18 protein-coding genes are annotated in these 21,241 nt (G+C 59.5%); 6 read left to right on the top strand and 12 right to left on the bottom strand.

Annotation, left to right across the window (positions count from 1 at the left end):
• Positions 1-30: 30 nt before the first annotated feature.
• Together PSUM_RS18555 and ilvD are read left to right on the top strand one after the other, a co-directional pair.
• Positions 31-489 (top strand): REP-associated tyrosine transposase, encoded by a 459-nt coding sequence (locus tag PSUM_RS18555; protein WP_083349865.1) that lies wholly within the window; start codon positions 31-33, stop codon positions 487-489.
• 373 nt (positions 490-862) lie between these two features.
• Positions 863-2,704 (top strand): dihydroxy-acid dehydratase, encoded by a 1,842-nt coding sequence (gene ilvD / locus PSUM_RS18545; RefSeq protein ID WP_033044264.1) that lies wholly within the window; start codon positions 863-865, stop codon positions 2,702-2,704.
• A 587-nt stretch (positions 2,705-3,291) separates the two neighbouring features.
• Here the strand turns inward: ilvD and PSUM_RS18540 are convergent.
• From PSUM_RS18540 to PSUM_RS18525, 3 genes are all read right to left on the bottom strand, one after another.
• Positions 3,292-3,909, bottom strand: a complete 618-nt coding sequence (locus PSUM_RS18540; protein WP_083349867.1) for a hypothetical protein — start codon at positions 3,907-3,909, stop codon at positions 3,292-3,294.
• Complete coding sequence (locus tag PSUM_RS32190; RefSeq protein WP_083349868.1) at positions 3,906-5,345, bottom strand: PAAR domain-containing protein; 1,440 nt, start codon at positions 5,343-5,345, stop codon at positions 3,906-3,908. Before PSUM_RS32190 ends, PSUM_RS18540 begins: the two co-directional genes overlap by 4 nt.
• 303 nt (positions 5,346-5,648) lie before the next feature.
• Positions 5,649-5,936 (bottom strand): DUF6124 family protein, encoded by a 288-nt coding sequence (locus PSUM_RS18525; protein ID WP_083349869.1) that lies wholly within the window; start codon positions 5,934-5,936, stop codon positions 5,649-5,651.
• Positions 5,937-6,052: 116 nt separating this feature from the next.
• On the opposite strand from PSUM_RS18525, the gene PSUM_RS31390 reads away from it, so the two are divergent.
• A complete protein-coding gene (locus tag PSUM_RS31390) occupies positions 6,053-6,241 on the top strand; it encodes a hypothetical protein (protein ID WP_131658032.1) in 189 nt (62 codons plus the stop codon).
• A 234-nt stretch (positions 6,242-6,475) separates the two neighbouring features.
• Here PSUM_RS31390 and PSUM_RS18515 read toward each other — a convergent pair whose 3' ends face one another.
• Positions 6,476-7,531, bottom strand: coding sequence for an HAD family hydrolase (locus tag PSUM_RS18515; protein WP_033043518.1), 1,056 nt, complete (start codon positions 7,529-7,531; stop codon positions 6,476-6,478).
• A gap of 240 nt (positions 7,532-7,771) precedes the next feature.
• Between PSUM_RS18515 and PSUM_RS18510 the strand changes: the two genes are divergently transcribed.
• Positions 7,772-9,163 carry an L-cystine transporter gene (locus PSUM_RS18510; protein ID WP_083349871.1) on the top strand — a complete coding sequence of 464 codons (1,392 nt, stop codon included), beginning with the start codon at positions 7,772-7,774 and terminating at the stop codon, positions 9,161-9,163.
• Positions 9,164-9,285: 122 nt separating this feature from the next.
• Here the strand turns inward: PSUM_RS18510 and PSUM_RS18505 are convergent, their stop codons facing one another.
• Entirely contained in the window at positions 9,286-9,798 is a 513-nt protein-coding gene (locus PSUM_RS18505; protein ID WP_083349872.1) for a dihydrofolate reductase, read from the bottom strand.
• A gap of 85 nt (positions 9,799-9,883) precedes the next feature.
• On the opposite strand from PSUM_RS18505, the gene PSUM_RS18500 reads away from it, so the two are divergent.
• Positions 9,884-11,254: a DUF2868 domain-containing protein gene (locus PSUM_RS18500; protein WP_083349873.1), complete on the top strand. Its 1,371-nt coding sequence runs from the start codon at positions 9,884-9,886 to the stop codon at positions 11,252-11,254.
• Entirely contained in the window at positions 11,247-12,623 is a 1,377-nt protein-coding gene (locus PSUM_RS18495) for a GTPase/DUF3482 domain-containing protein (RefSeq protein WP_020797338.1), read from the top strand. The genes PSUM_RS18500 and PSUM_RS18495 overlap by 8 nt, the downstream gene beginning before the upstream one ends.
• Positions 12,624-12,632: 9 nt before the next feature.
• Here PSUM_RS18495 and PSUM_RS18490 read toward each other — a convergent pair whose 3' ends face one another.
• The 7 genes from PSUM_RS18490 to PSUM_RS18460 all read right to left on the bottom strand — a co-directional run bounded on the left by PSUM_RS18490 (position 12,633) and on the right by PSUM_RS18460 (position 21,205).
• Positions 12,633-13,163: a hypothetical protein gene (locus tag PSUM_RS18490; protein WP_020797337.1), complete on the bottom strand. Its 531-nt coding sequence runs from the start codon at positions 13,161-13,163 to the stop codon at positions 12,633-12,635.
• 107 nt (positions 13,164-13,270) lie between these two features.
• Positions 13,271-13,834 (bottom strand): phosphonate degradation HD-domain oxygenase, encoded by a 564-nt coding sequence (locus PSUM_RS18485; RefSeq protein ID WP_020797336.1) that lies wholly within the window; start codon positions 13,832-13,834, stop codon positions 13,271-13,273.
• Positions 13,835-13,996: 162 nt separating this feature from the next.
• Positions 13,997-15,022 carry a putative 2-aminoethylphosphonate ABC transporter substrate-binding protein gene (locus PSUM_RS18480; protein ID WP_083349874.1) on the bottom strand — a complete coding sequence of 342 codons (1,026 nt, stop codon included), beginning with the start codon at positions 15,020-15,022 and terminating at the stop codon, positions 13,997-13,999.
• A gap of 33 nt (positions 15,023-15,055) precedes the next feature.
• On the bottom strand, positions 15,056-16,780 hold the full coding sequence (locus tag PSUM_RS18475) for a putative 2-aminoethylphosphonate ABC transporter permease subunit (protein ID WP_033043523.1): 1,725 nt from the start codon (positions 16,778-16,780) through the stop codon (positions 15,056-15,058).
• Entirely contained in the window at positions 16,780-17,856 is a 1,077-nt protein-coding gene (locus PSUM_RS18470; RefSeq protein WP_020797333.1) for a putative 2-aminoethylphosphonate ABC transporter ATP-binding protein, read from the bottom strand. Before PSUM_RS18470 ends, PSUM_RS18475 begins: the two co-directional genes overlap by 1 nt.
• A gap of 207 nt (positions 17,857-18,063) precedes the next feature.
• The gene (locus tag PSUM_RS18465) at positions 18,064-18,927 is read right to left on the bottom strand and encodes a LysR family transcriptional regulator (RefSeq protein WP_020797332.1); all 864 of its coding nucleotides are present in this window, start codon (positions 18,925-18,927) and stop codon (positions 18,064-18,066) included.
• A 16-nt stretch (positions 18,928-18,943) separates the two neighbouring features.
• Positions 18,944-21,205 carry a heavy metal translocating P-type ATPase gene (locus tag PSUM_RS18460; protein ID WP_083349875.1) on the bottom strand — a complete coding sequence of 754 codons (2,262 nt, stop codon included), beginning with the start codon at positions 21,203-21,205 and terminating at the stop codon, positions 18,944-18,946.
• Positions 21,206-21,241: the final 36 nt, after the last annotated feature.

Here is a 21,241-nt window from a genome sequence, read left to right as displayed (position 1 = left end):
TCTCTTCACATCATCGAAGAGGACAACGGAATGTCCGATACGACCAAAGCCCATCGATTACGCAAAGGCCGTCACCCACAATCCGGCCGCATCTATCACCTGAGCGCCGTCACCCATGAACGACAGCCTGTGTTCCAGGATTGGCGCACTGGCCGCTTGTTGGTGCACGAATTTAGAAGTGCCCAGGAAGCCGGCTATATCACGTTTATCGCCTGGGTAGTCATGCCGGATCACTTCCACTGGCTGGTTGAATTGCATAACGGTGATTTACCTAAACTGATGCAAACCACCAAATCCCACTGCACACGACTCCTTAGTCAAAAGCGAGGCCATTGTGCCCCTGTATGGCAGAAGGGCTATTTCGGCCGAGCCCTGCGTCGCGAGGAAGATCTGAAAGCAGCAGCCCGATACATCATCGCCAACCCTTTGCGAGTTGGTTATGTAACTCATATAGGCGACTACCCGCTATGGGACGCCATCTGGCTATGAAACACGCCTCCCTGTAGGAGCAGCCGGTCGACGCTCGATTGCTCGCGATGATCGTCAACGATAACGCTGGAAACCTGACACCCGGCTGCGCTCTCAGGTTTTTCGCGAGCATGCTCGCTCCTACAAGGGGCCGTCCGTGCGTCTTGTGGATGCTGACTGCATGCGTGCAGGCATTCCCTCCAGCCGCCAGCCGTGTAGAATCGCGACATTCATCGCCAGTCATCCCCGGCGGGTTTATGAGCTCAAGCTGAAGCGCGCGGCGATCCCGCAAAGTTATCGGCAACTTCCGGACACCCGGCCATTTCTGAGTGTTCCAGACGTCAATAGAAGCTCACTTCCCTTTTGATACCTGATTAGCCGCCCGGAGTGCTTCATGCCTGATTACCGCTCGAAAACATCCACCCACGGCCGCAACATGGCCGGCGCCCGCGCACTGTGGCGCGCAACGGGGATGAAAGATGACGACTTCAAAAAACCGATCATCGCCATTGCCAACTCATTTACCCAGTTCGTGCCGGGCCACGTGCACCTGAAAGATCTGGGGCAACTGGTCGCCCGCGAAATCGAACGCGCTGGCGGCGTGGCAAAAGAATTCAACACCATCGCCGTCGACGACGGCATCGCCATGGGCCACGACGGCATGCTGTATTCGCTGCCGAGCCGCGAGATCATCGCCGACTCCGTCGAGTACATGGTCAATGCCCACTGCGCTGACGCCATCGTCTGCATCTCGAACTGCGACAAGATCACTCCTGGCATGTTGATGGCCTCCCTGCGCCTGAACATCCCGGTGATCTTCGTGTCCGGCGGCCCGATGGAAGCCGGCAAGACCAAACTGGCCAGCCACGGTCTCGACCTGGTCGACGCCATGGTGATCGCCGCCGACTCCAGCGCTTCTGACGAGAAGGTTGCCGAGTACGAGCGTAGCGCCTGCCCTACCTGCGGTTCGTGCTCCGGCATGTTCACCGCCAACTCGATGAACTGCCTGGTCGAGGCCCTGGGCCTGGCATTGCCGGGCAACGGTTCGACCCTGGCCACCCACAGCGACCGCGAGCAGCTGTTCCTGCAGGCCGGCCGCACCATCGTCGAGCTGTGCAAGCGTTACTACGGCGAGAACGATGAGTCGGTGTTGCCGCGCAACATCGCCAACTTCCAGGCGTTCGAAAACGCCATGACGCTGGACATCGCCATGGGCGGTTCCACCAACACCATCCTGCACTTGCTGGCCGCCGCCCAGGAAGCCGAGATCGATTTCGACCTGCGCGATATCGACCGCCTGTCCCGTCACGTGCCGCAACTGTGCAAGGTCGCGCCGAACATCCAGAAGTACCACATGGAAGACGTGCACCGTGCGGGCGGGATCTTCAGCATCCTCGGCTCGCTGGCCCGTGGCGGCCTGCTGCACACCCAGCTGCCGACCGTGCACAGCGGCAGCATGGAAGAAGCCATCGCCAAGTGGGACATCACCCAGACCAACGACGAAGCCGTGCATCACTTCTTCAAGGCGGGTCCTGCGGGCATCCCGACGCAAACCGCGTTCAGCCAATCGACCCGTTGGGACACCCTGGACGACGACCGTGAAAACGGCTGCATCCGCAGCGTCGAGCACGCCTACTCGCAAGAAGGCGGCCTGGCCGTGCTGTACGGCAACATCGCCCTGGACGGCTGCGTGGTGAAAACCGCTGGCGTCGACGAGTCGATCCACGTGTTCGAAGGCAACGCGAAGATCTTCGAAAGCCAGGACAGTGCCGTACGCGGCATCCTCGCTGACGAAGTGAAGGAAGGCGACATCGTCATCATTCGCTACGAAGGCCCGAAAGGCGGCCCGGGCATGCAGGAAATGCTCTACCCGACGTCGTACCTGAAATCCAAAGGCCTGGGCAAAGCCTGCGCCCTGCTCACCGACGGCCGTTTCTCCGGCGGCACCTCGGGCCTGTCCATCGGCCACGCATCGCCTGAAGCGGCTGCCGGCGGCGCGATCGGCCTGGTGCAGGACGGCGACAAAGTGCTGATCGACATTCCAAACCGCTCGATCAACCTGTTGGTCAGCGATGAAGAACTGGCCGCGCGCCGCGTCGAGCAGGACAAGAAAGGCTGGAAACCGGTTGAAGTGCGTCCACGTAAAGTGACCACGGCGTTGAAGGCTTATGCCCTGCTGGCGACCAGTGCCGACAAGGGTGCTGTGCGTAACAAGGCGATGCTTGATGGGCTGTAAGGCTTAGCGTTGAACGAAAAATACCCCGCCATGTGCGGGGTATTTTTTTGCGGCGTCTATTTAGTGCTTAATTTACTAGTGTATTCCCGAAGGCATATTCAGAACCGGGTCAAAAGCCAGAGTCGTCAATCGCAAGAGTTAGAAGTCCGCAACATCTCTCCCAGATAGAGGAGCGCCAGTAATGTGGGGCTAATCAATGCCACGTTAAACCAGATACTACTACCGGGATGGGTCAGTGAACCTATTAGCGGGATGGAGATAGCTATCAGCCCCATTATTAGCATTAACGATATAATGCGTCTGCGGTAATACACCGTAGTACTAGGTCTATTCAGCGCAGCTAGAGCAAGCCCCGTAGTTCCCGACCAGGCAAGTATGCTTATTATTATACCGAAGGCTTCACCAAACATCATTAAGTACGAACTTAGCAGGGCCAATCCAAAAGCAGGTAAGACACCTCCGATTAGATACATAACTGGCCAAAGGATACGTAACACCACGTATATTTACTCCATTAAATAATCATCGAGCTGAATAAAGTCTCGACCTGATAGGTTTCCGCCTTCCTGAGTTCCTCGATGCGCGAGTCAAGGATTTACCCACGGCCTGGCAACTTGTAGCTTGATGAGATAACGCTCCTCTGTGGGACGCTTGTCGTCTCTAAAGCGATTGACCACCAACATCACCTGATACTGATTACCCGCTTGCCAGGTAGACGTGCCGCCTTTGTTCACGTCTCGTAATCGGGCCCGCCATTCGGGAGTGTCAGCAAAAGGTGGGTCGTCACCGACCCGAATGGGTATCCAGCCACCGTGGCGCCATTGCGCCTGCAAATCCAGCACGACTTTGAGGGTATCGTCGAGTAACAGCGGCTCGATTTGCGGGGACATGCGCAGACTTCTGACTAACCCATCACGATCGAAACTAACCGTGAAAAAGCGAGCCAGCGGGGTCAAAAATCCGAATTGATCGTCGATAAAACGCAGGCGTGCGTCGGACTTGGGAGTGTTGAACCAGGAGTACCCTGGAAAAGCCGGATCAATGGCCGCGCTGGAGCGCAGGCGCATGGCTTCCCAAGGTTCGCCGATCACTAGCGCAATTTCCGGGTCATCCGATAGCGCTCGCATAACCGCCATTGTCAATAGAGCCGCGACTGCAATGGCCAAAACCTTCCGTCGCCACTTCATGCGTCGCAGTAGATTCATCGCACGCCCCGGCCTGCGGCTATATCGAGAATCGCCTGTTCGATCAGTTGGCGATCAGAGCGCCGTAGAAGCTCATCAAATTGCTCCGCGGCCTTGAGTACGAAGGGCATGCGCTGATGGATATCGGCCAGGTTGGCAAAGTAATCATTGCTGAAGCCCACGGTGCGCCCGTCTTCGCTGGGACGGCACTGGCTGGCCAGTGTCAGCTCGACCGCTGCCGCAGCACCAGAGGGGAGGTTCGTGACGTAGGAGAAATGGTTGCCACGTAGCAAATGTACCAATTGCACATCGCTGTACATCGATGGTTGCAGGATGTTCTTCTGTTCATGTTCGGCTAGAAAAACAACACTTTCGGCAATGTTGCCAGCCTCAATGGCCGCGAAGGCTTGCAGTATTTCCTCATGGTAAGTGCCAAACTCCAGCTTTTCCTGCTCGATCGGCCACAACACAGGTTGTTGAACATGCCCAAATATGTTCTTCCGTGAAGCGAGGCATGTCTTGAGCGCCAACAACCCTCGCTCTTTGTAAAAAACATGCAACGGAAAAACATCCAGAAACAGCGTGGTATTGCCCAGCGCCAGCATGTCATGCACGTACTCGAGTTGCCCCTGTACTAGCGACAATGATTCTCTGTCGGTGCGCCAGTCAACGCTCGGTATCGGGTTATTGCTGCGGGATAGCTCGTAGTCACGTTGCAACTGTTTGTCAGTCTTGCCGAACAATTCAATTCCAAAGATTTTCCAACGACGCTGGGCGCTGCCAACCATGCGCTTTCCCGCTTCGTATTGATTCTGAATCCTCTCGACTGATTGAGCCGCATGCAACAACCCACAACCCACCTGCTTGGAGGCGAACGCAGCAAGTCCAGCCCATTGGAAACGCTGATCCTCCAGCCACAATCGGGCGTAGGCCGCATTGATCGCGCGATTGCGCGCTTTTGGATCGGCGATAAGGATCCCGCCCGGTGCCACGATCGCTTCGGCTCTTTGCTGGTAGCTGCGCCAAAGGTTCTGGCAGACCTGTCCCGTCTGTTCGCCGTAGCTCGTTGCAGGACGGACGCTGGAGGGGCTCGGTTCTGCTGTCGGCTGGCGGGCTTCGACCGGCTTCGCGGGTTGAGCCGCGGCTCGGGCAGGCGACGCAATGCCGCTGCTTTCGATCGTTTGGCATCTGATGGTCTGATTGGCAATCAGCTTGGGCGATGGATCGCACTTGCACTTGCACAGGTCGCCGTCCAGTGCGGGCTTGCGTCCTTCCCACTCCTCCGACAGGCGTGGGCCGACGCAGATGATTGTCCCGGTACTGTCGCATTCCGGGCATTTGACTTGATCGCCTTCGCGGGCCAAGTTCTGGCCCAAGATGCTGCCTCGATGCCAACCGCTTACGACTGTGCCGCCGACGGTGGTTTTGGCCCCGACTGTGATGTGGTAGCGCTTCATGCGAAATGTGTCCTTGTCAGATCGAAAGGACGAAAGCTAGAAGAGTCGAAGTGGAGGAAGAATCAGACGCTTCTTTGATTGATGTAGGGCATTTCTGAAATGGGGCAGGATGTGGTCGTCGGTATGCTGGAGATAATGCGAGGGAATGCCCCGCCAGGTGCGGGGCTGATCGTTCCCACGCTCTGCGTGGTAATGCCTCAAGGGACGCTCTGCGTCCAGTGACGCGGAGCGTCACGGGCTTCATTCCCACGCAGAGCGTGGGAACGATCAACTCGGCCAGATGCGGGGCATCTTTTTCCCGCGTTATTGCTGCGGGTCGAGGTTATCCAGCGCCTGGTTTACTGCCAGTTCGCCCAACATGATGAGCTGGGTAATTCCCAGCATCGTGCTGCGTTGAGAGCCTTCCAGCAGGCCGGCGAAATCGCTGGCCATGACGTTGGCCGAGGCGAGGGATTCGCAGGCGTGGGCCAACAGGGTTTCGGTGTCGAGGCCGGGGGCGATGATGAATGTTCGGCTGGGTTTGCGTGGGGTGGCGTTGATGCGGGCGGACAGGTTGTCGGTGTCCGGTGGATCGGGGGTAATTTTGAGCATTGATGAATCTCCTGAAAACAAGGAGCCATCACCTTCGCTACCAAACGAAAGGTGGCAGTCATACGCAGGTTGGTAGACCGGTCCAGGGAGCCGGCGCGCTCGAAAGCGCCCTACGCATGACCACCATAAAAGCAGAGACGAAAAAACCTGCCAAAGGTGTAGTCATGCGCCTGGAAAATCCGGGCTACCAAACCCGATCGCTGAAGAGCAGCGACACGGAGAAGATAGAACCCGCCAAACAGGCGCACAAGTCGGCGGATTCTGAAGTAGTCGTAGTCCCTTACGCAAGAATGCGCAGGTTGTGACTGTAGGAAGAAGTTGATCGAGCAGAGGCTTTCATTGCCCCGACTGACCTCATCGCGAGCAGGCTCGCTCCCACAATGGATCAGCTTTGCACTCTGGATTGGGAACAACACCGATCAAATTGTAGGAGCGAGCCTGCTCGCGATGGACGACAGAGCGCCGCGGGGTATCAGGCAGCCAGCTTCATCGTTAACGACCATCGCGAGCATGCTCGCTCCTACAGTGAATCAAAGTCCTTACTGAATCTCTTGCGGTGTGACGACCACCCAATTTTTGTCCGCCGTCACCGGCAGCCCTTCCTTGGCCTGGGCCGCGGCGTTCTTGGCCATCATGCCCTGGATCTGGGTCATGTACTTGTCCTTGCGGTTGACCCACAGGTGGATGCCGCCCTTGGCCACGTCAACGCCGTGGAACAGCATGTAGCCGTCGCTGGTCGGGGTATCGCCACCGACCAGTACCGGTTTTTTCCACTCATCGATGTAGGTCAGGATCGCTGCGTGCTTGCCGGCCATCCAGGTCGCCGGGGTCCACAGGTATGGCGTCAGTTCCAGGCCGAGGTTGGCCTTCTCGTCATATTTGCCAGCGGTGATCTGCTTGCGCGCAGTGGTCAGTTCGCCGGTCTTCTGGTCCTTGAGCAGCATCGACACGCCGATCACGTTCTGCGGTTTGACGTTGTAGCCGTACTTCGGATCGGCCGCGACCATGCGCACCAGCTCTTCCGAGGCGGCGGTCATCACATAGACCTCGATACCGTTCTCCATCAGCTTGTTGTAGAGCTCTTGCTGGCCGGTGAAGATTTTCGGTGGGTTGACGTCGAGTTTCTTGACCACGTCGCCTTCGTAATAGGTGGCGGGCACCGGTTTGCCAGAGGCCATCAACTCATCGACGTAGCCCTTGAGTTCCTGGAGCGTGAAGCCTGAAAACACTTGGGCGACCCATGGATAGCAGACCATGTCGTCGAGTTCACAGAGGCGGTAGTAGTAACTGAACAGGCTTTCCTTGTGGTCGGCGGTGTCCTTGAACGGCATCAGTTTCAGGGAGGGGTCGAGTTTGTCGCGGGTGATCAGGCCTTTGTTTTCCATGAACGGCAGCAACGACTCTTCGAGGTCGTAGCGGTAACTGGTGTTGTCCATGTCGAACACCGCGTAGTTACCTTTGTTGGCATTGGCCGCGATCATCGCATCCAGTGCCTTGGCCTGATCGGCGGGCCAGTGTTTCAGATCCGTGGCGAACACCTGGCCGACGAGGCCAAGGCAAAGAGCTGCAGCCAGTAATTTCGGTGCGAACTTCATCCTCATATCTCCCTGATTGAAAGACATCGACGCTAACAAATACCTGTGACAGTCCTCATCCGTCAGCGACCGTCAACGTACCTTTCGCGCCAGTCACATTCTCAAAAGCGACATGCGCTTATTCCAAAAACGACACTTTCAAGACGTTTTTGATATTAAATCATTAGATTTCAAGCTGTTAGGCTTGCCGGTTCGCAACTGCCCCGGAAGGCAGTTCGCACCTGTCTAATGGGAGTTCCAATGAATCTGCCGCTGATTCTCAATCTGCTGGTGTTCCTCGCCCTGCTGCTGGGCTTGGCACAAACCCGCCACACAACATTTAGCCTGGCGAAAAAAGTCCTGCTTGCACTGGTGCTTGGCGTGCTGTTCGGTGTGGCGTTGCACACTGTCTACGGTGCCGGCAACCCGGTGTTGAAAGCCTCGATCGGCTGGTTCGATCTGGTGGGCAACGGTTACGTGCAACTGCTGCAAATGATCGTGATCCCGCTGGTGTTCGCTTCGATCCTCAGCGCCGTGGCCCGTCTGCACAATGCCTCGTCGTTGGGAAAAATCAGCTTCCTGACCATTGGCACGCTGCTGTTCACCACCGCCATCGCGGCATTGATCGGCATCGGCCTGACCAACCTTTTCGGCCTGACCGCCGAGGGCCTGGTGGCCGGCACCCAGGAAATGGCGCGCCTGCAGACCATCCAGAGCGACTATGCCGGCAAGGTCACCGACCTCAATGTGCCGCAGTTGCTGCTGTCGTTCATTCCGCAAAACCCGTTCGCCGACCTGGCGCGGGCCAAGCCGACGTCGATCATCAGCGTGGTGATCTTTGCCGCATTCCTCGGGGTTGCAGCGCTGCAACTGTTGAAGGATGACGTGGAAAAAGGTCGGAAAGTGATCAACGCCATCGACACCCTGCAAGCCTGGGTGATGCGTCTGGTGCGCCTGGTGATGAAGCTGACCCCATACGGTGTGTTGGCGCTGATGACCAAAGTGGTCGCTGGCTCCAACCTGCAAGACATCATCAAGCTCGGCAGTTTCGTGGTGGTGTCCTACATCGGCCTGGGCTTGATGTTTGTGGTGCATGGCGTGCTGGTGTCGGCCGCCGGGATCAACCCGTTGAGATTCTTCCGCAAGATCTGGCCGGTGCTGACGTTTGCTTTCACCAGCCGTTCGAGCGCTGCAACGATCCCGTTGAGCATCGAAGCGCAAACCAGCCGCCTGGGCATCCCGCAATCCATCGCCAGCTTCGCCGCCTCGTTCGGCGCGACCATTGGCCAGAACGGCTGCGCCGGCCTGTATCCGGCGATGTTGGCGGTGATGGTAGCGCCGACCGTTGGCATCAACCCGCTAGACCCGCTGTGGATCGCGACGCTGGTGGCGATTGTTACGTTGAGTTCGGCGGGTGTGGCTGGGGTTGGCGGGGGCGCGACGTTTGCCGCGTTGATCGTGCTGCCGGCGATGGGCTTGCCGGTGTCACTGGTGGCGCTGCTGATTTCGGTCGAGCCGTTGATTGATATGGGGCGCACGGCGTTGAACGTCAGCGGTTCGATCACGGCCGGGGCGATTACCAGCCAGGTGATGCAGCAGACGGATAAAGAATTGTTGGATGCGGATGAGCATTCTGAGTTGGCTCACGCTTAAGTCTTTCAGCGGCTGAGTGGGCCTCTTCGCGAGCAAGCCCGCTCCCACATTATTCCTGCGGTGTGCACAGCATTTGTGAACACCCGAGATCAAATGTGGGAGCGGGCTTGCTCGCGATGCTCTTAGGCTTTTTCCCAAACTTCGAAGTTGTATGCCGGCTTGTCATCCACAGCCGGGTTTTCGATGTTGGACACCAGCTTCCACTGCCCCGAATCAAACTCCGGAAACCACGCATCCCCTTCCGGGCTCAGTGCCACACGGGTCAAGTACAACCGATCTGCCTGCGCCAACCCCTGCGCATACAGCTGCGCCCCGCCGATCAGCATCAGCTCATCGACGCCCTGCTCTTTGGCCCACTCTTCAGCGCGAACCACGGCCGTCTCCAGTGAGGGGTAGACCTCCGCGCCTTCGAGTACCAGACCCGCCTGACGACTGACCACGATGTTCAAGCGACCTGGCAATGGGCGACCGAGGGAGTCCCAGGTCTTGCGCCCCATGATGATCGGCTTGCCCAGGGTGGTGGCCTTGAAGTATTTGAAGTCCCCCGGCAGGTGCCAGGGCATGCAGTTGTCGATGCCGATCACGCGGTTTTCACCGAGGGCTGCGATCAGGCTGAGGGGGAGTGATTTAGTCATGCCGGCGAGGATACCAGAGCCGCGCTTACCCGGATAAGCGCCACAGCGGTTATGCTCACAGTTCAATTAAGCGACGGGATGCCGCGTGACTGAACTGAATAATCTCTGGCTGACAGAAACCATCCGCCTGCGCGAAGAACACGCCGGCCCCCTGGAAGATCTGGAAGCCAATCGGCTGGCCCGCAGCGCCGGCGGCGATCTGCCGGCACGCATACAACGCCGCGCCCTGTGGCTGGCGGAACGCGATGGCTTGAGCGAGGCACTCAAACACTGGCTGCAGGGCGCGCGATTGGCGCTGATCGTATTGGCGGTGCTGGCCGTGGTCAGCGGCACCGGCTTGGCCTTTGCCGCGATGGGCGACGGCCTGCACCCGGTGAATGTGTTCTGGGCGCTGGGCAGTCTGCTCGGGATTAATCTGATCCTGCTGTTGAGCTGGGCCTTGGGCCTGGTGTTTGCTGGCGAACACGGCGCCAGCCTCGGCCGCTTGTGGTTGTGGCTAAGCGAAAAACTCGCCCGGGACGCCAAGGCCGCACAACTGGCGCCGGCCCTGCTGCTGTTGCTGCAACGCCAGAAACTCAATCGCTGGGCCATCGGTGTTGTGGTCAATGGCCTGTGGTTGTTGGCGATGCTCAGTGCTTTGGTGATTCTGCTGACGTTGATGGCAACCCGGCGCTACGGCTTCGTTTGGGAAACCACGATCCTCAGTGCCGACACATTCATTGTCGTGACCCAGGCCCTGGGTGCGCTCCCAGCTTTGCTTGGTTTCAGTGTGCCGACTGAACAGATGATCCGCGCCAGTGGCGACGCCGCACTGAATATCGAAAGCGCCCGTCAGGCCTGGGCGACTTGGCTGGTGGGCGTGCTGCTGGTCTACGGCGTCGTGCCGCGCCTGCTGCTTGCAGTGTTTTGCCTGTGGCGCTGGAAAACCGGCAAGTCTGCCTTACGCCTGGATTTGAACCTGCCCGGTTATGCGCAACTGCGCGAACGCCTGATGCCTACCAGTGAACGCCTGGGTGTCAGCGATGCCGCACCGGCTCAACTTCATCGAGTGGAAAGCGGCGTCAGTGAACAACAAAGCGATGGCGCGCTATTGGTCGCGATCGAACTGGACGACGACCGCCCGTGGCCGCCACAACTGCCCAAGAGCGTCAGCAATGCCGGCATCCTCGACAGCCGCGAATCGCGGCACAAACTCCTCGAACAACTGAGCCGCTTTCCGCCTGCTCGCCTGGCGATCGCTTGCGATCCACGGCGCTCGCCGGATCGCGGCAGCCTGGCACTGATTGCCGAACTGGCCCGCAGCGCCAGCGCGACCCGCATCTGGTTGCTGCAAGCGCCGCCGGGTAAAGCGCTGGATGCCGAACGCCTCGGCGATTGGCACGTGGCGCTGCAACAGCTTGAGCTGCCGTTCGCCGATTGCGCACCGATGAACTGGCTGGAGACGGGCCATGACTGACACCAGGAAGCAGCCTCTGAAACTCGCGGTCGTCGGCCACACCAACGTCGGTAAAACCTCATTGTTGCGCACCCTGACTCGCGATGTCGGTTTCGGCGAAGTGTCCCACCGTCCCAGCACCACGCGGCATGTCGAAGGTGCGAGGTTGTCGGTAGATGGCGAACCTTTGCTTGATCTCTATGACACGCCCGGACTGGAAGACGCCATCGCCCTGCTCGATTACCTCGAACGCCTGGAGCGCCCCGGCGAGCGGCTGGACGGCCCGGCACGGCTGGCACGTTTTCTTGAGGGCAGCGAAGCCCGGCAGCGCTTCGAACAGGAAGCCAAGGTGTTGCGCCAGTTGCTGGCGTCGGACGCCGGGCTCTATGTGATCGACGCCCGGGAACCGGTCCTTGCCAAATATCGCGATGAGCTGGAAGTGCTGGCCAGTTGTGGCAAACCGCTGCTGCCGGTGCTGAATTTTGTCAGCAGCACCAACCACCGCGAGCCGGCGTGGCGTGAAGCGCTGGCGCGTTTGGGTTTGCATGCGCTGGTGCGCTTCGACAGCGTCGCACCGCCGGAGGATGGCGAACGCCGGCTCTATGAAAGCCTCGCGCTGCTGTTGGAACATGCCCGTCCACAGCTTGAGCGGTTGATTGCCGATCAACAGGCACAACGCTTGGCGCGCCAGCAAAGTGCGGCGCGCTTGATTGCCGAATTGTTGATCGATTGCGCCGCCTGCCGGCGCAGCGTGGTCAGCGAGGCCGAACAGGAACAGCAAGCCATCAACGAATTGCGCAAAGCCGTTCGCCAGCGCGAACAACGCTGCGTCGAAGCCCTGCTCAAGCTCTATGCCTTCCGCCCACAGGACGCGGCGGCCAGCGACTTGCCGCTGCTTGATGGGCGCTGGGGCGACGACTTGTTCAACCCGGAAACCCTCAAGCAACTGGGCGTGCGGGTCGGCGGCGGGATCGCGGCCGGTGCAGCAGCCGGCGCCGGAGTCGACTTGCTGGTCGGCGGTATTACCCTCGGCGCGGCGGCTCTGGCCGGTGCGATTGCCGGCGGCGCCCTGCAAACCGTGCGCAGTTATGGCAGTCGGTTGCTGGGCAAGATCAAGGGCCAGCGTGAGCTGACGGTCGATGACAACGTGCTGCGGCTGTTGGCGCTGCGCCAACGGCAACTGCTGCAAGCGCTGGATGCCCGTGGGCATGCGGCGATGGACAGCATCCAGGTCGCCACGCCCCAGGACAAGACCTGGCGCGAGGGCACACTGCCGGAAGCGCTGAACAAGGCACGGGCGCACCCGCAGTGGTCGTCGCTCAATGCGCATCCAAAGTTGAATCAGGCGGAGCGTCAGGAGCAGATTGAGGAGTTGGCGCAGCAGCTTTGATGCGGTTGATCAGCGCCAGTTGAACTTCACATAGGTGGTGCTCAACACCATGACAAGCTGTTGGTCCACCGCATCCTGATTGCCGTCGTTATTCATGTCGTAATTGACCAGCCAGTCCAGCTTGCCGTCGTTATTGGTGTCGTAGGCCGAGGCGGTGTAAGCGATGCTTTGATCTGAAGGTTTGCCGACACCCTCATGAAAGTGCAGGCGTACGGTGTCTGGCGAGCCGTCCCTGGCAAAGTCCTCTGTAAATATCTTGAGATAACGCTCCCAGGTAGTTCCACGATTGAACCAATTGAGCCGCAGGAACGCGTCTGCAAACGATTTGAGTAACCGTTCGTCCTTAGTGTTTTCCTTACCGTCGTTATTCACATCGCCAACCTGAAAATCAACTTTGCCATCGGCAGTGATATCCAGTGCATATGCCTTGTGAACGAGCCGATCTTCGGCACCGTTAGTCTCTTCGAAGAAATGCAGGAGCACGGTGTCAGCCCTGCCGTTTGCGCTGCGGTCCTGGGCAGTGATTTTCAAATAACGCATGGGGATAGCTCAGATCAAAATAGGGTGATCAAGCTATCCCGTACCGCTGAAACCCTCTGCGCGAATAATCTCTACCTCGTGTAGGTTTTTTCAGCAGCACTTGTCGTTCAAGCCACCTTGGGCAAAAGGCCCAGAGCCTTGCGCTTCAAAATATCGAGATCCAGAAGCGGTACGTTCATCTCCTTGGCCATCTCATCCCACTGCCGCATGCGCAAACTCACCGTGCACAGCGGGTCTTGTTCGAACGCCTCTGCCTCGGCAGCCGACATCACCCCACCCTGATACTCCAAGGTCCGGCGACTGGCTTCGCTCAAGCGCTCGTAGTACCCCGGCTCTTTCAGCGTCAGATACCGCTTGGCTTGCACGTGGTACTCCACCAGCCGCGCCATGCGCTCGCTGAAGCCGACGCTGCGCAAGTAATTGGCGCCCAGCCGTTCATGGCTGACCACGCCAAAGCCGCCCATATTCTCGGCGCCTTCGGCGCAGATGTGCCCGATGTCATGGAAAAAAGCGGCAAGCACCACTTCGTCATCGAAGCCCTCGGCCATCGCGCACTGCGCGGCCTGGGACATGTGCTCGATCTGCGACACCGGCTCGCCGATGTAGTCGGCATCGCCGAAGCGTTCGTAGAGGGCGAAAACCTTGGCGACTGCTTGTTCGTTGGGGCTCATCAGAAGTCTCGCGATGAAGTGGGATGAGTGCTGAATTGTAGACCGCCTTCGCGGGCAAGCCCGCTCCCACAGTGGACAAGGTGATGGACAAATTGTGTGCACACCAACGATCCCTGTGGGAGCGAGCCTGCTCGCGAAGATGCCCTTTCAGGCGGCGGAGATTTACTTGGCCGCCACCTTCTCGGACTTGCCGTCATAACGCTTGCGCCATTCGGTCAAAATCTCGTCGCGATTCTTCGAAGCCCAGGCAAAGTCGTTCTTGATCAAGCGCTGTTCATAGTCAGCTGGCAACTCGGTCTGCGGCTTGGCGATTCCCGGCTGTGCGAGTACGGCGAAGTTTTCTTTATAAAGCTCCATCGCCTCGGGGCTGGCCGAGAAGTCCGCGAGTTTCTTCGCGGCGTCTTCATGTTGGGTACCCTTGATCACGGCCGTGGCTTCGATCTCCCAGCCCAGGCCTTCCTTCGGCAGGATGATGTCCAGCGGCGCGCCCTGGCGCTTGAGCTGGACAGCCGGGTATTCAAAGGAAATACCGATCGGGAACTCCCCCGCCGCCGCCAGTTTGCAAGGCTTGGAACCGGAGTGAACGTACTGGCCGATGTTCTGGTGCAGGCCGTCCATGTAGGCCCAGCCCTGCTTCTCGCCGAAGGTTTGCAGCCAGGCGCTGACGTCAAGGAAACCGGTGCCGGAAGACGCCGGGTTGGGCATGACGATCTTGCCTTTGTACTCTGGCTTGGTCAGGTCTTGCCAGCTCACGGGCTTGCTCAGGCCCTGCTTTTCGGCTTCGACGGTGTTGAAGCAAATGGTCGCGGCCCACACGTCCATGCCGACCCAGGCTGGCGGGTTGGCGGCGTCGCGGTAGTTGCCGCCAATCTTGCCAAGGTCTTTGGGCGCGTAGCTTTGCAGCATGCCATGCTGGTCGAGGATTGCCAGGCTCGATGCGGCCAAGCCCCATACGGCGTCAGCTTGTGGGCGGTCTTTTTCGGCGAGCAATTTGGCGGTGATGATGCCGGTGGAGTCGCGCACCCATTTGATCTCGACGTCCGGGTTGGCTTTTTCGAACGCCTGCTTGTAGGTCTTGAGTTGCTCGGCTTCGAGGGCGGTGTACACCGTCAACTCGGTTTTCGCCGCAAAGGCGTTCAGGCTGAAAGCGGTGAGGACAGCAGCGGCCAGGGCCATAGGCTTGAACATGATCTTTTCCTGTAGTTGAGTTGAGAGGGTGAATCAGTGACCAGGCGCGGTCTGCCGCCAGGCTTGCGAGCGACGCAGCAAACCGCGCGAAGCCCAGGCCAGCAGCAAGGACACACCCGCCGAGGTGAACAGAATCAGGGTCGACATCGCCGCCGCACCACCGACATTGCCGGCGTCGTCCATGTTCAGCACCGCGACCGCCGCGAGAATGGTGTCGGGGCTATAGAGGAAGATCGCTGCCGAGACGGTGGTCATGGCCGAGACGAACAGGTAGCGCACAATATCCAGCAGCGCCGGCAGGCAAATCGGCACGGTGACCCGCAAGTAATGCCGATAAAGCGGCGCCTTGAGTGACAGCGCGGCGGCTTCGAACTCGGCATCGAGTTGGCGCAGCGCGGTGGTGGCGGTCATTTGCGCAGTGGTCAAATAATGCGCAATGGTGCAGACAACCAGCAGGGTCATGGTCCCGTAGAGCACATGCAGCGGGTTGCCGGTGAGGTTGAAGAAGAAGACGTAACCCAAGCCCAGCACCAGGCCCGGCACCGCCATCGGTACGAAACTGAGCATGCGCAGGGTCAGGTTCAGCCCGCGCTGGCCCTTGGTTTTCTCCATCAAGTAGGCGCCGGTGAAGATCAACAGGCTGCCGATCAGCGCCGTGCATAACGCCATCTTCACGCTGTTGCCATAGGCCAGCCAGCCGCCACCCGCGGTGTCATTGAACTGGTAGTGGTTGAGTGACAGCGACAGGTTGTACGGCCAGAATTTCACCAGCGATGAGAACACCGCCATGCCGAACACCATTAGCAACGCGGCGCAGATCAGCAGAACCACGACCAGGTAGCAGCCGTCGCGCAGCTTCGACGGTGCCGGTTTAAAGACTTGCGCCCGACCGCTCATGGAATCGCCATGACGCCGGCGCAACCAGGCATCGACCCCGAAACTGAACAGCGCCGGCAGCAACAGCACCATGCCGATCAACGCGCCGCGACCGAACTGTTGCTGGCCGACCACCGCCTTGTAGGCTTCCAGTGCCAGCACTTGATAGTCGCCTCCGACCACCACGGGTACACCGAAGTCAGTAATGGTCAGAGTGAACACCAGACAGAACGCAGCAAATACCGCCTGACGGGTCGCCGGCCAGGTGATGCTGCGAAAGGCTTTTGCCGGACTGGCGCCCATACTCGAGGCGGCATCGAACAGGCGCGCATCCGCCAGGGAAAGCGCTGACAGCAAAATCATCAAGGCGTGTGGGAAGGTGTAGATGACCTCACCCAGAACGATGCCCCAGAAGCCGTAGATGTTATCCGAGAGCAAGCCGCGTAATAGGCCCTGGTTGCCGAACAGATAAACCAGGGCAATCCCCGGCAGCATCGAAGGCGCCATCAGCGGCAATAATGAAATCCCCCGCCAGATGCCCTTGCCGGGAATCAGGGTGCGTTGCAGGGCGTAGGCAAACAGGTAGGCCAGTGGTACGACAATGGCGGCGACGCTGAGAGATACCTTCAGGCTATTACCCAGCAACCAATGGAAATTGGCACTGCTGATCAATTCTTGAGCAGCCAACCAGCCTCCGCCCTGCCCGGCTTCGGCACTGAAGCCGCGCCAGAAGATGGCCAGCAACGGCATCAGTACCGCGACGCCAAGCAGCACCAGCAAGAGGACTTTGCCGCCGACCACGAACAGCCGGTCGCCAAGTTCGGCACGGGAATACTTCCGCACCTGCTTGTGCGTCAGCGGCAGCGCGATGTTCGAATTCATCAGGCAAACACCTGCAGGCTCTGTGGCGGCAAAGCCACCATGATCTGCTGCGCGCCAAGACGCGGCATGGCTTCGGGTGCCAGCTCGGCCAACAGTGCGTGGCCAGGCAAATGGTCGAGCTCGAAGCTCATCCGACAGCGATTACCCAGGAAGGTGATTTCGCGAACCCTGGCCGGAAACAGGTTTTCTTCATGCACCGGCGGATTGACGTTGATCGCTTCCGGGCGACAGAACAAACGACCCGAGGCATTTTTTGCGCTGCCGTCGGCCAGGCGCAGGTTCATCCCGCCGACTTGGGCGTGGCTGTCGCTGTTGCGGCTGAAAGGCAGCCAGTTGCCCTGGCCGACGAACTCCGCCACGAACGGCGTGGCCGGACGGTTGTAGATTTCCTGCGGCGTGGCGTACTGCTCGACTTGGCCGTTGTTCATCACGGCAATGCGGTCGGCCATCAGCATGGCCTCGTCCTGGTTGTGGGTAACCATCAGGGTGGTGATGCCGAGGCTGCGCTGCAACTGACGCAGTTCGGTGCACAGGTGCTCACGGACGCGGGCATCGAGTGCCGACATCGGTTCGTCCAGCAGCAACAACGAAGGTGCCGGGGCCAAGGCGCGAGCCAGCGCTACGCGTTGCTGCTGTCCACCGGACAACTGGCCCGGGTACTTTTTCTCACTGCCGCTCAGGCCGACCAGTTCCAGCATCTGACCGACACGCTGACGCACCTGTTCGCGGCCACTGCCGGCCAGACCGTAGGCAATGTTCGCTTCGACGGTGAGATTGGGAAACAGTGCGTAGGACTGAAACAGAATGCCGTAGTCCCGCGCTTGGGGCGCCAGGTGGGAAACGTCGCGATCGCCCAGGTACAGCTCGCCGCTGTCCTGCTTTTCCAGCCCGGCGATGCAACGCAGCAAGGTGGTCTTGCCGCAGCCCGATGGGCCCAACAAACACACCAGCTCACCGGCCGCCACGTCGAGGGAAACGTTATCCAGCGCAGTAAACGCGCCAAAGCGCTTCTGTACACCGCGCACCTTCATCGGTGCGCCAGGGTTGGTCAGGGCAGTTGCGATCGAGTTGTTCATGGACGGACCTCATCTGGCAGATGGGGCCATCCTAGGGTTGTAATGCGTCCGTCATGTGGCAGTGAGGCAAAAACCGCCGATAGTGGTATTCAAGGATTTTGGTTGCCTGGACTGACCTCTTCGCGAGCAGGCTCGCTCCCACAGTTGACCGCACGCCCCTGTGGGAGCGAGCCTGCTCGCGAAGAGGTCGGCATAGACACCAGAGATTCAGGCAGGAGACATTTCCTGCGCCAATCCCAGAAACGCCGCTGGCAACCGCGCGTTTTTTCGCTCCTTGAGGCAGTACAGGTACTCCGGAATCTGCGGCGCATTCTCGATGGTCAGCACGCGCAGTTGCGGATCATGCGGCACTTCCTGGCGGGCAATAATGCTGATGCCGATATTGCGCAACACCGCCTCACGGATCGATTCGCGGCTGCCAATCTCCAGCAGCGGCCCGAAACCGACACCGGCGCTGGCGAGCAACTCTTCGGTCAAACGCCGGGTGGTCGAACCCGGTTCTCGCATCAACAATGTGTGCCCTGCCAATGCGCCCAGCGGCACGTGATCGTGGACCGCCAGTGGATGATTGCGATGCACCGCCAGCACCAGCGGATCGCTGCCCAGCACCCGTCGAATCAGCCGCGCATCCTCCAGCAACTGCGAAGATGCCGCAACATCCACCCGGTACTCCTCCAAAGCTTCGAGCACCTGCTGGGAGTTGCCGATTTCCACCGACACCTCCACCTGCGGCAGGCGTTCGCGGAAGGTTTTCACCAAGTCGAGGATGTAGTACGGCGCCGTAGCGGCGATGCGCAACATGCCCTGGACCTGCCCGCTGTTACGCAGGAAGAACTCGATGTCGGCTTCCTGTTGCAGCAGTCCCTTGACCATCGGCAACAGCCGCGCGCCCTCATCGCTGACGCTCAGGCGACGGCCGCCCCGGTAGAACAACTCAACTGAGTACTGGCTTTCCAGGTTGCGAATCTGGGTGGTCACCGTGGGTTGGCTCAAACCGAGCTTTTTCGCTGCCAGGGTGATGCTGCCCAGGCGGGCGACCATGTAAAACGCCTTCAGCTCGGCACTCAGCACAACTGTCCCTCATCGTTTATTTGCGCAGCAGGCGCAAGCCATTGAACACCACCAACAGGCTCACGCCCATGTCAGCGAACACCGCCATCCACATGGTGGCGAGCCCGGCGAAGGTTACCCCAAGAAAGATCGCCTTGATGACCAATGCCAGGGCAATGTTCTGCTTGAGGATGCTCGAGGTTTGTCGCGACAGACGAATGAAAGTCGGAATTTTGCGCAGATCGTCGTCCATCAGGGCGACATCGGCGGTTTCGATTGCCGTGTCTGTGCCAGCGGCAGCCATGGCGAAACCAATTTCGGCGCGCGCCAGTGCGGGCGCATCGTTGATGCCGTCACCGACCATGCCAACGTTATGGCCCTGAGCATACAGTGCTTCGATGGCTTGCAATTTATCAGAGGGCAGCAGATCCCCTTGTGCCTGGTCGATGCCAACCTGCGCGGCAATCGCCTCGGCGGTGTAGAAATTGTCGCCGGTCAGCATCAGGGTCTTGATGCCCAGGTCATGTAGTTGCTGGATCGCTTCGCGACTGGACTCCTTCACTGTGTCGGCCACGGCAAACAGCGCCAATGGGCCGGATGAATCGAGTAGTAGCACTACGGATTTACCCTGTTTTTCCAGCGCGAACAGCGTCTCTTCCAGCTCCGGCGAGCACAGGTTCAGGTCTTCGACCAGCCGATGGTTGCCCAAGTGATAGGTTTGGCCGTTGATGTCACCGCGCACTCCACGCCCGGCCAGCGCCTCGAAGTTATCCACAATCAACAGCGGGTGTTTTTTATCCACAGCGGCATTGGCGATGGCCAACGACACCGGGTGATCCGATCGACCGGCCAGTGCTGCGGCAATTGCCGGCACCGAGGCATCGGCCTTGGGATCAAGCTCCAGATAATCAGTCTGCACCGGCTTGCCGTGGGTAATCGTGCCGGTCTTGTCCAGCGCCAGATAGTCGAGCTTGTAGCCACCCTCCAGATAAACACCGCCCTTCACCAGAATACCTTTGCGCGCCGCCGCCGCGAGGCCGCTGACGATGGTCACCGGCGTGGAAATCACCAAGGCACAAGGACAGGCGACAACCAGCAGGACCAGCGCGCGGTAGATCCAGTCAAACCAAAGCGCATTCATGAACAGCGGTGGAATCACCGCCACCGCCAGGGCCAGGACAAACACCGCCGGGGTGTATATTTTCGAGAAGCGGTCAACGAAGCGCTGGGTCGGCGCCCGCGCGCCTTGAGCCTGTTCGACGGCGTGAATGATCCGCGCCAGCGTCGAATGGTTCGCTTCAGCAGTCACGGCATATTCCAGGGAACCGGCCTGATTGATGGTGCCTGCGAATACCTTGTCGCCAACGGTTTTCTCCACCGGCAGGCTTTCACCCGTGATCGGTGCCTGGTTGATGGTCGAACTGCCCGACACCACTTCACCGTCCAGGCCAATCCGCTCACCGGGGCGTACCCGCACCCGCGCGCCGAGTTCGATGGACTTGACGTTTTGCGCAATCCAGCGGCCATCGGCTTGCAACACCGTGGCCTGCTCCGGCGCCATCTGCATCAGGCCGCTGATTGCATTGCGCGCCCGGTCCAGCGACTTGGCTTCGATCAGCTCGGCCACGGTAAACAGGAACATCACCATCGCTGCTTCCGGCCATTGCCCGATCAGGATTGCACCGGTCACCGCAATGCTCATCAAGGCGTTGATGTTCAGGTTGAGGTTCTTCAGGGCAATCCAGCCCTTCTTGTAGGTTGCGAGGCCGCCACTGAGGATCGAGACCAGAGCGATGACCGCCACCACCCAGTTCGGTGCAGCACTGGTGAAGTGAATCACTTCGGCCACCAGCGCACCCAGACCCGATAACGCCAATGGCCACCAGGGCTTTTTCACCGGCGCCGGGGCGGGCGCTTCAACACCCTGCTCCAGCGGCTCGGCTTGCATGCCGAGGGACTTGATGGCGTCGATGATCGGTGCAGTGCCTGGCAAGTCGTGGGTTACGCCGAGCACACGGTTGATCAGGTTGAATTCCAGCTGCTGCACACCCGCCAGTTTGCCGAGTTTGTTCTGGATCAGCGTTTGCTCGGTCGGGCAATCCATGGCCTCGATGCGGAAGCTGCTAAGCCGCGAGTTGGCGGTCGGCGTTTCGTTCAACTTGATCAGCGACGGCGCCGCCACTTTGGCGGAACAGCAGGAATCCCCGGGGCCGCCATGCTCATGTTTGTGCGCAGGCTGAAATTTATGGCTGTGATCGTGATCAGCCTCGGGTTTGTGGGTGTGAAGGGAGTCGCTCATCGGGTCGCGTCCTTGAAGGTGCCTGTTGCCAAGTAA

The organism is Pseudomonas umsongensis (assembly GCF_002236105.1).
In the GTDB taxonomy this organism is placed as follows: Bacteria; Pseudomonadota; Gammaproteobacteria; order Pseudomonadales; family Pseudomonadaceae; genus Aquipseudomonas; species Aquipseudomonas umsongensis.
This window is presented reverse-complemented; position numbering and strand designations above follow the sequence as displayed.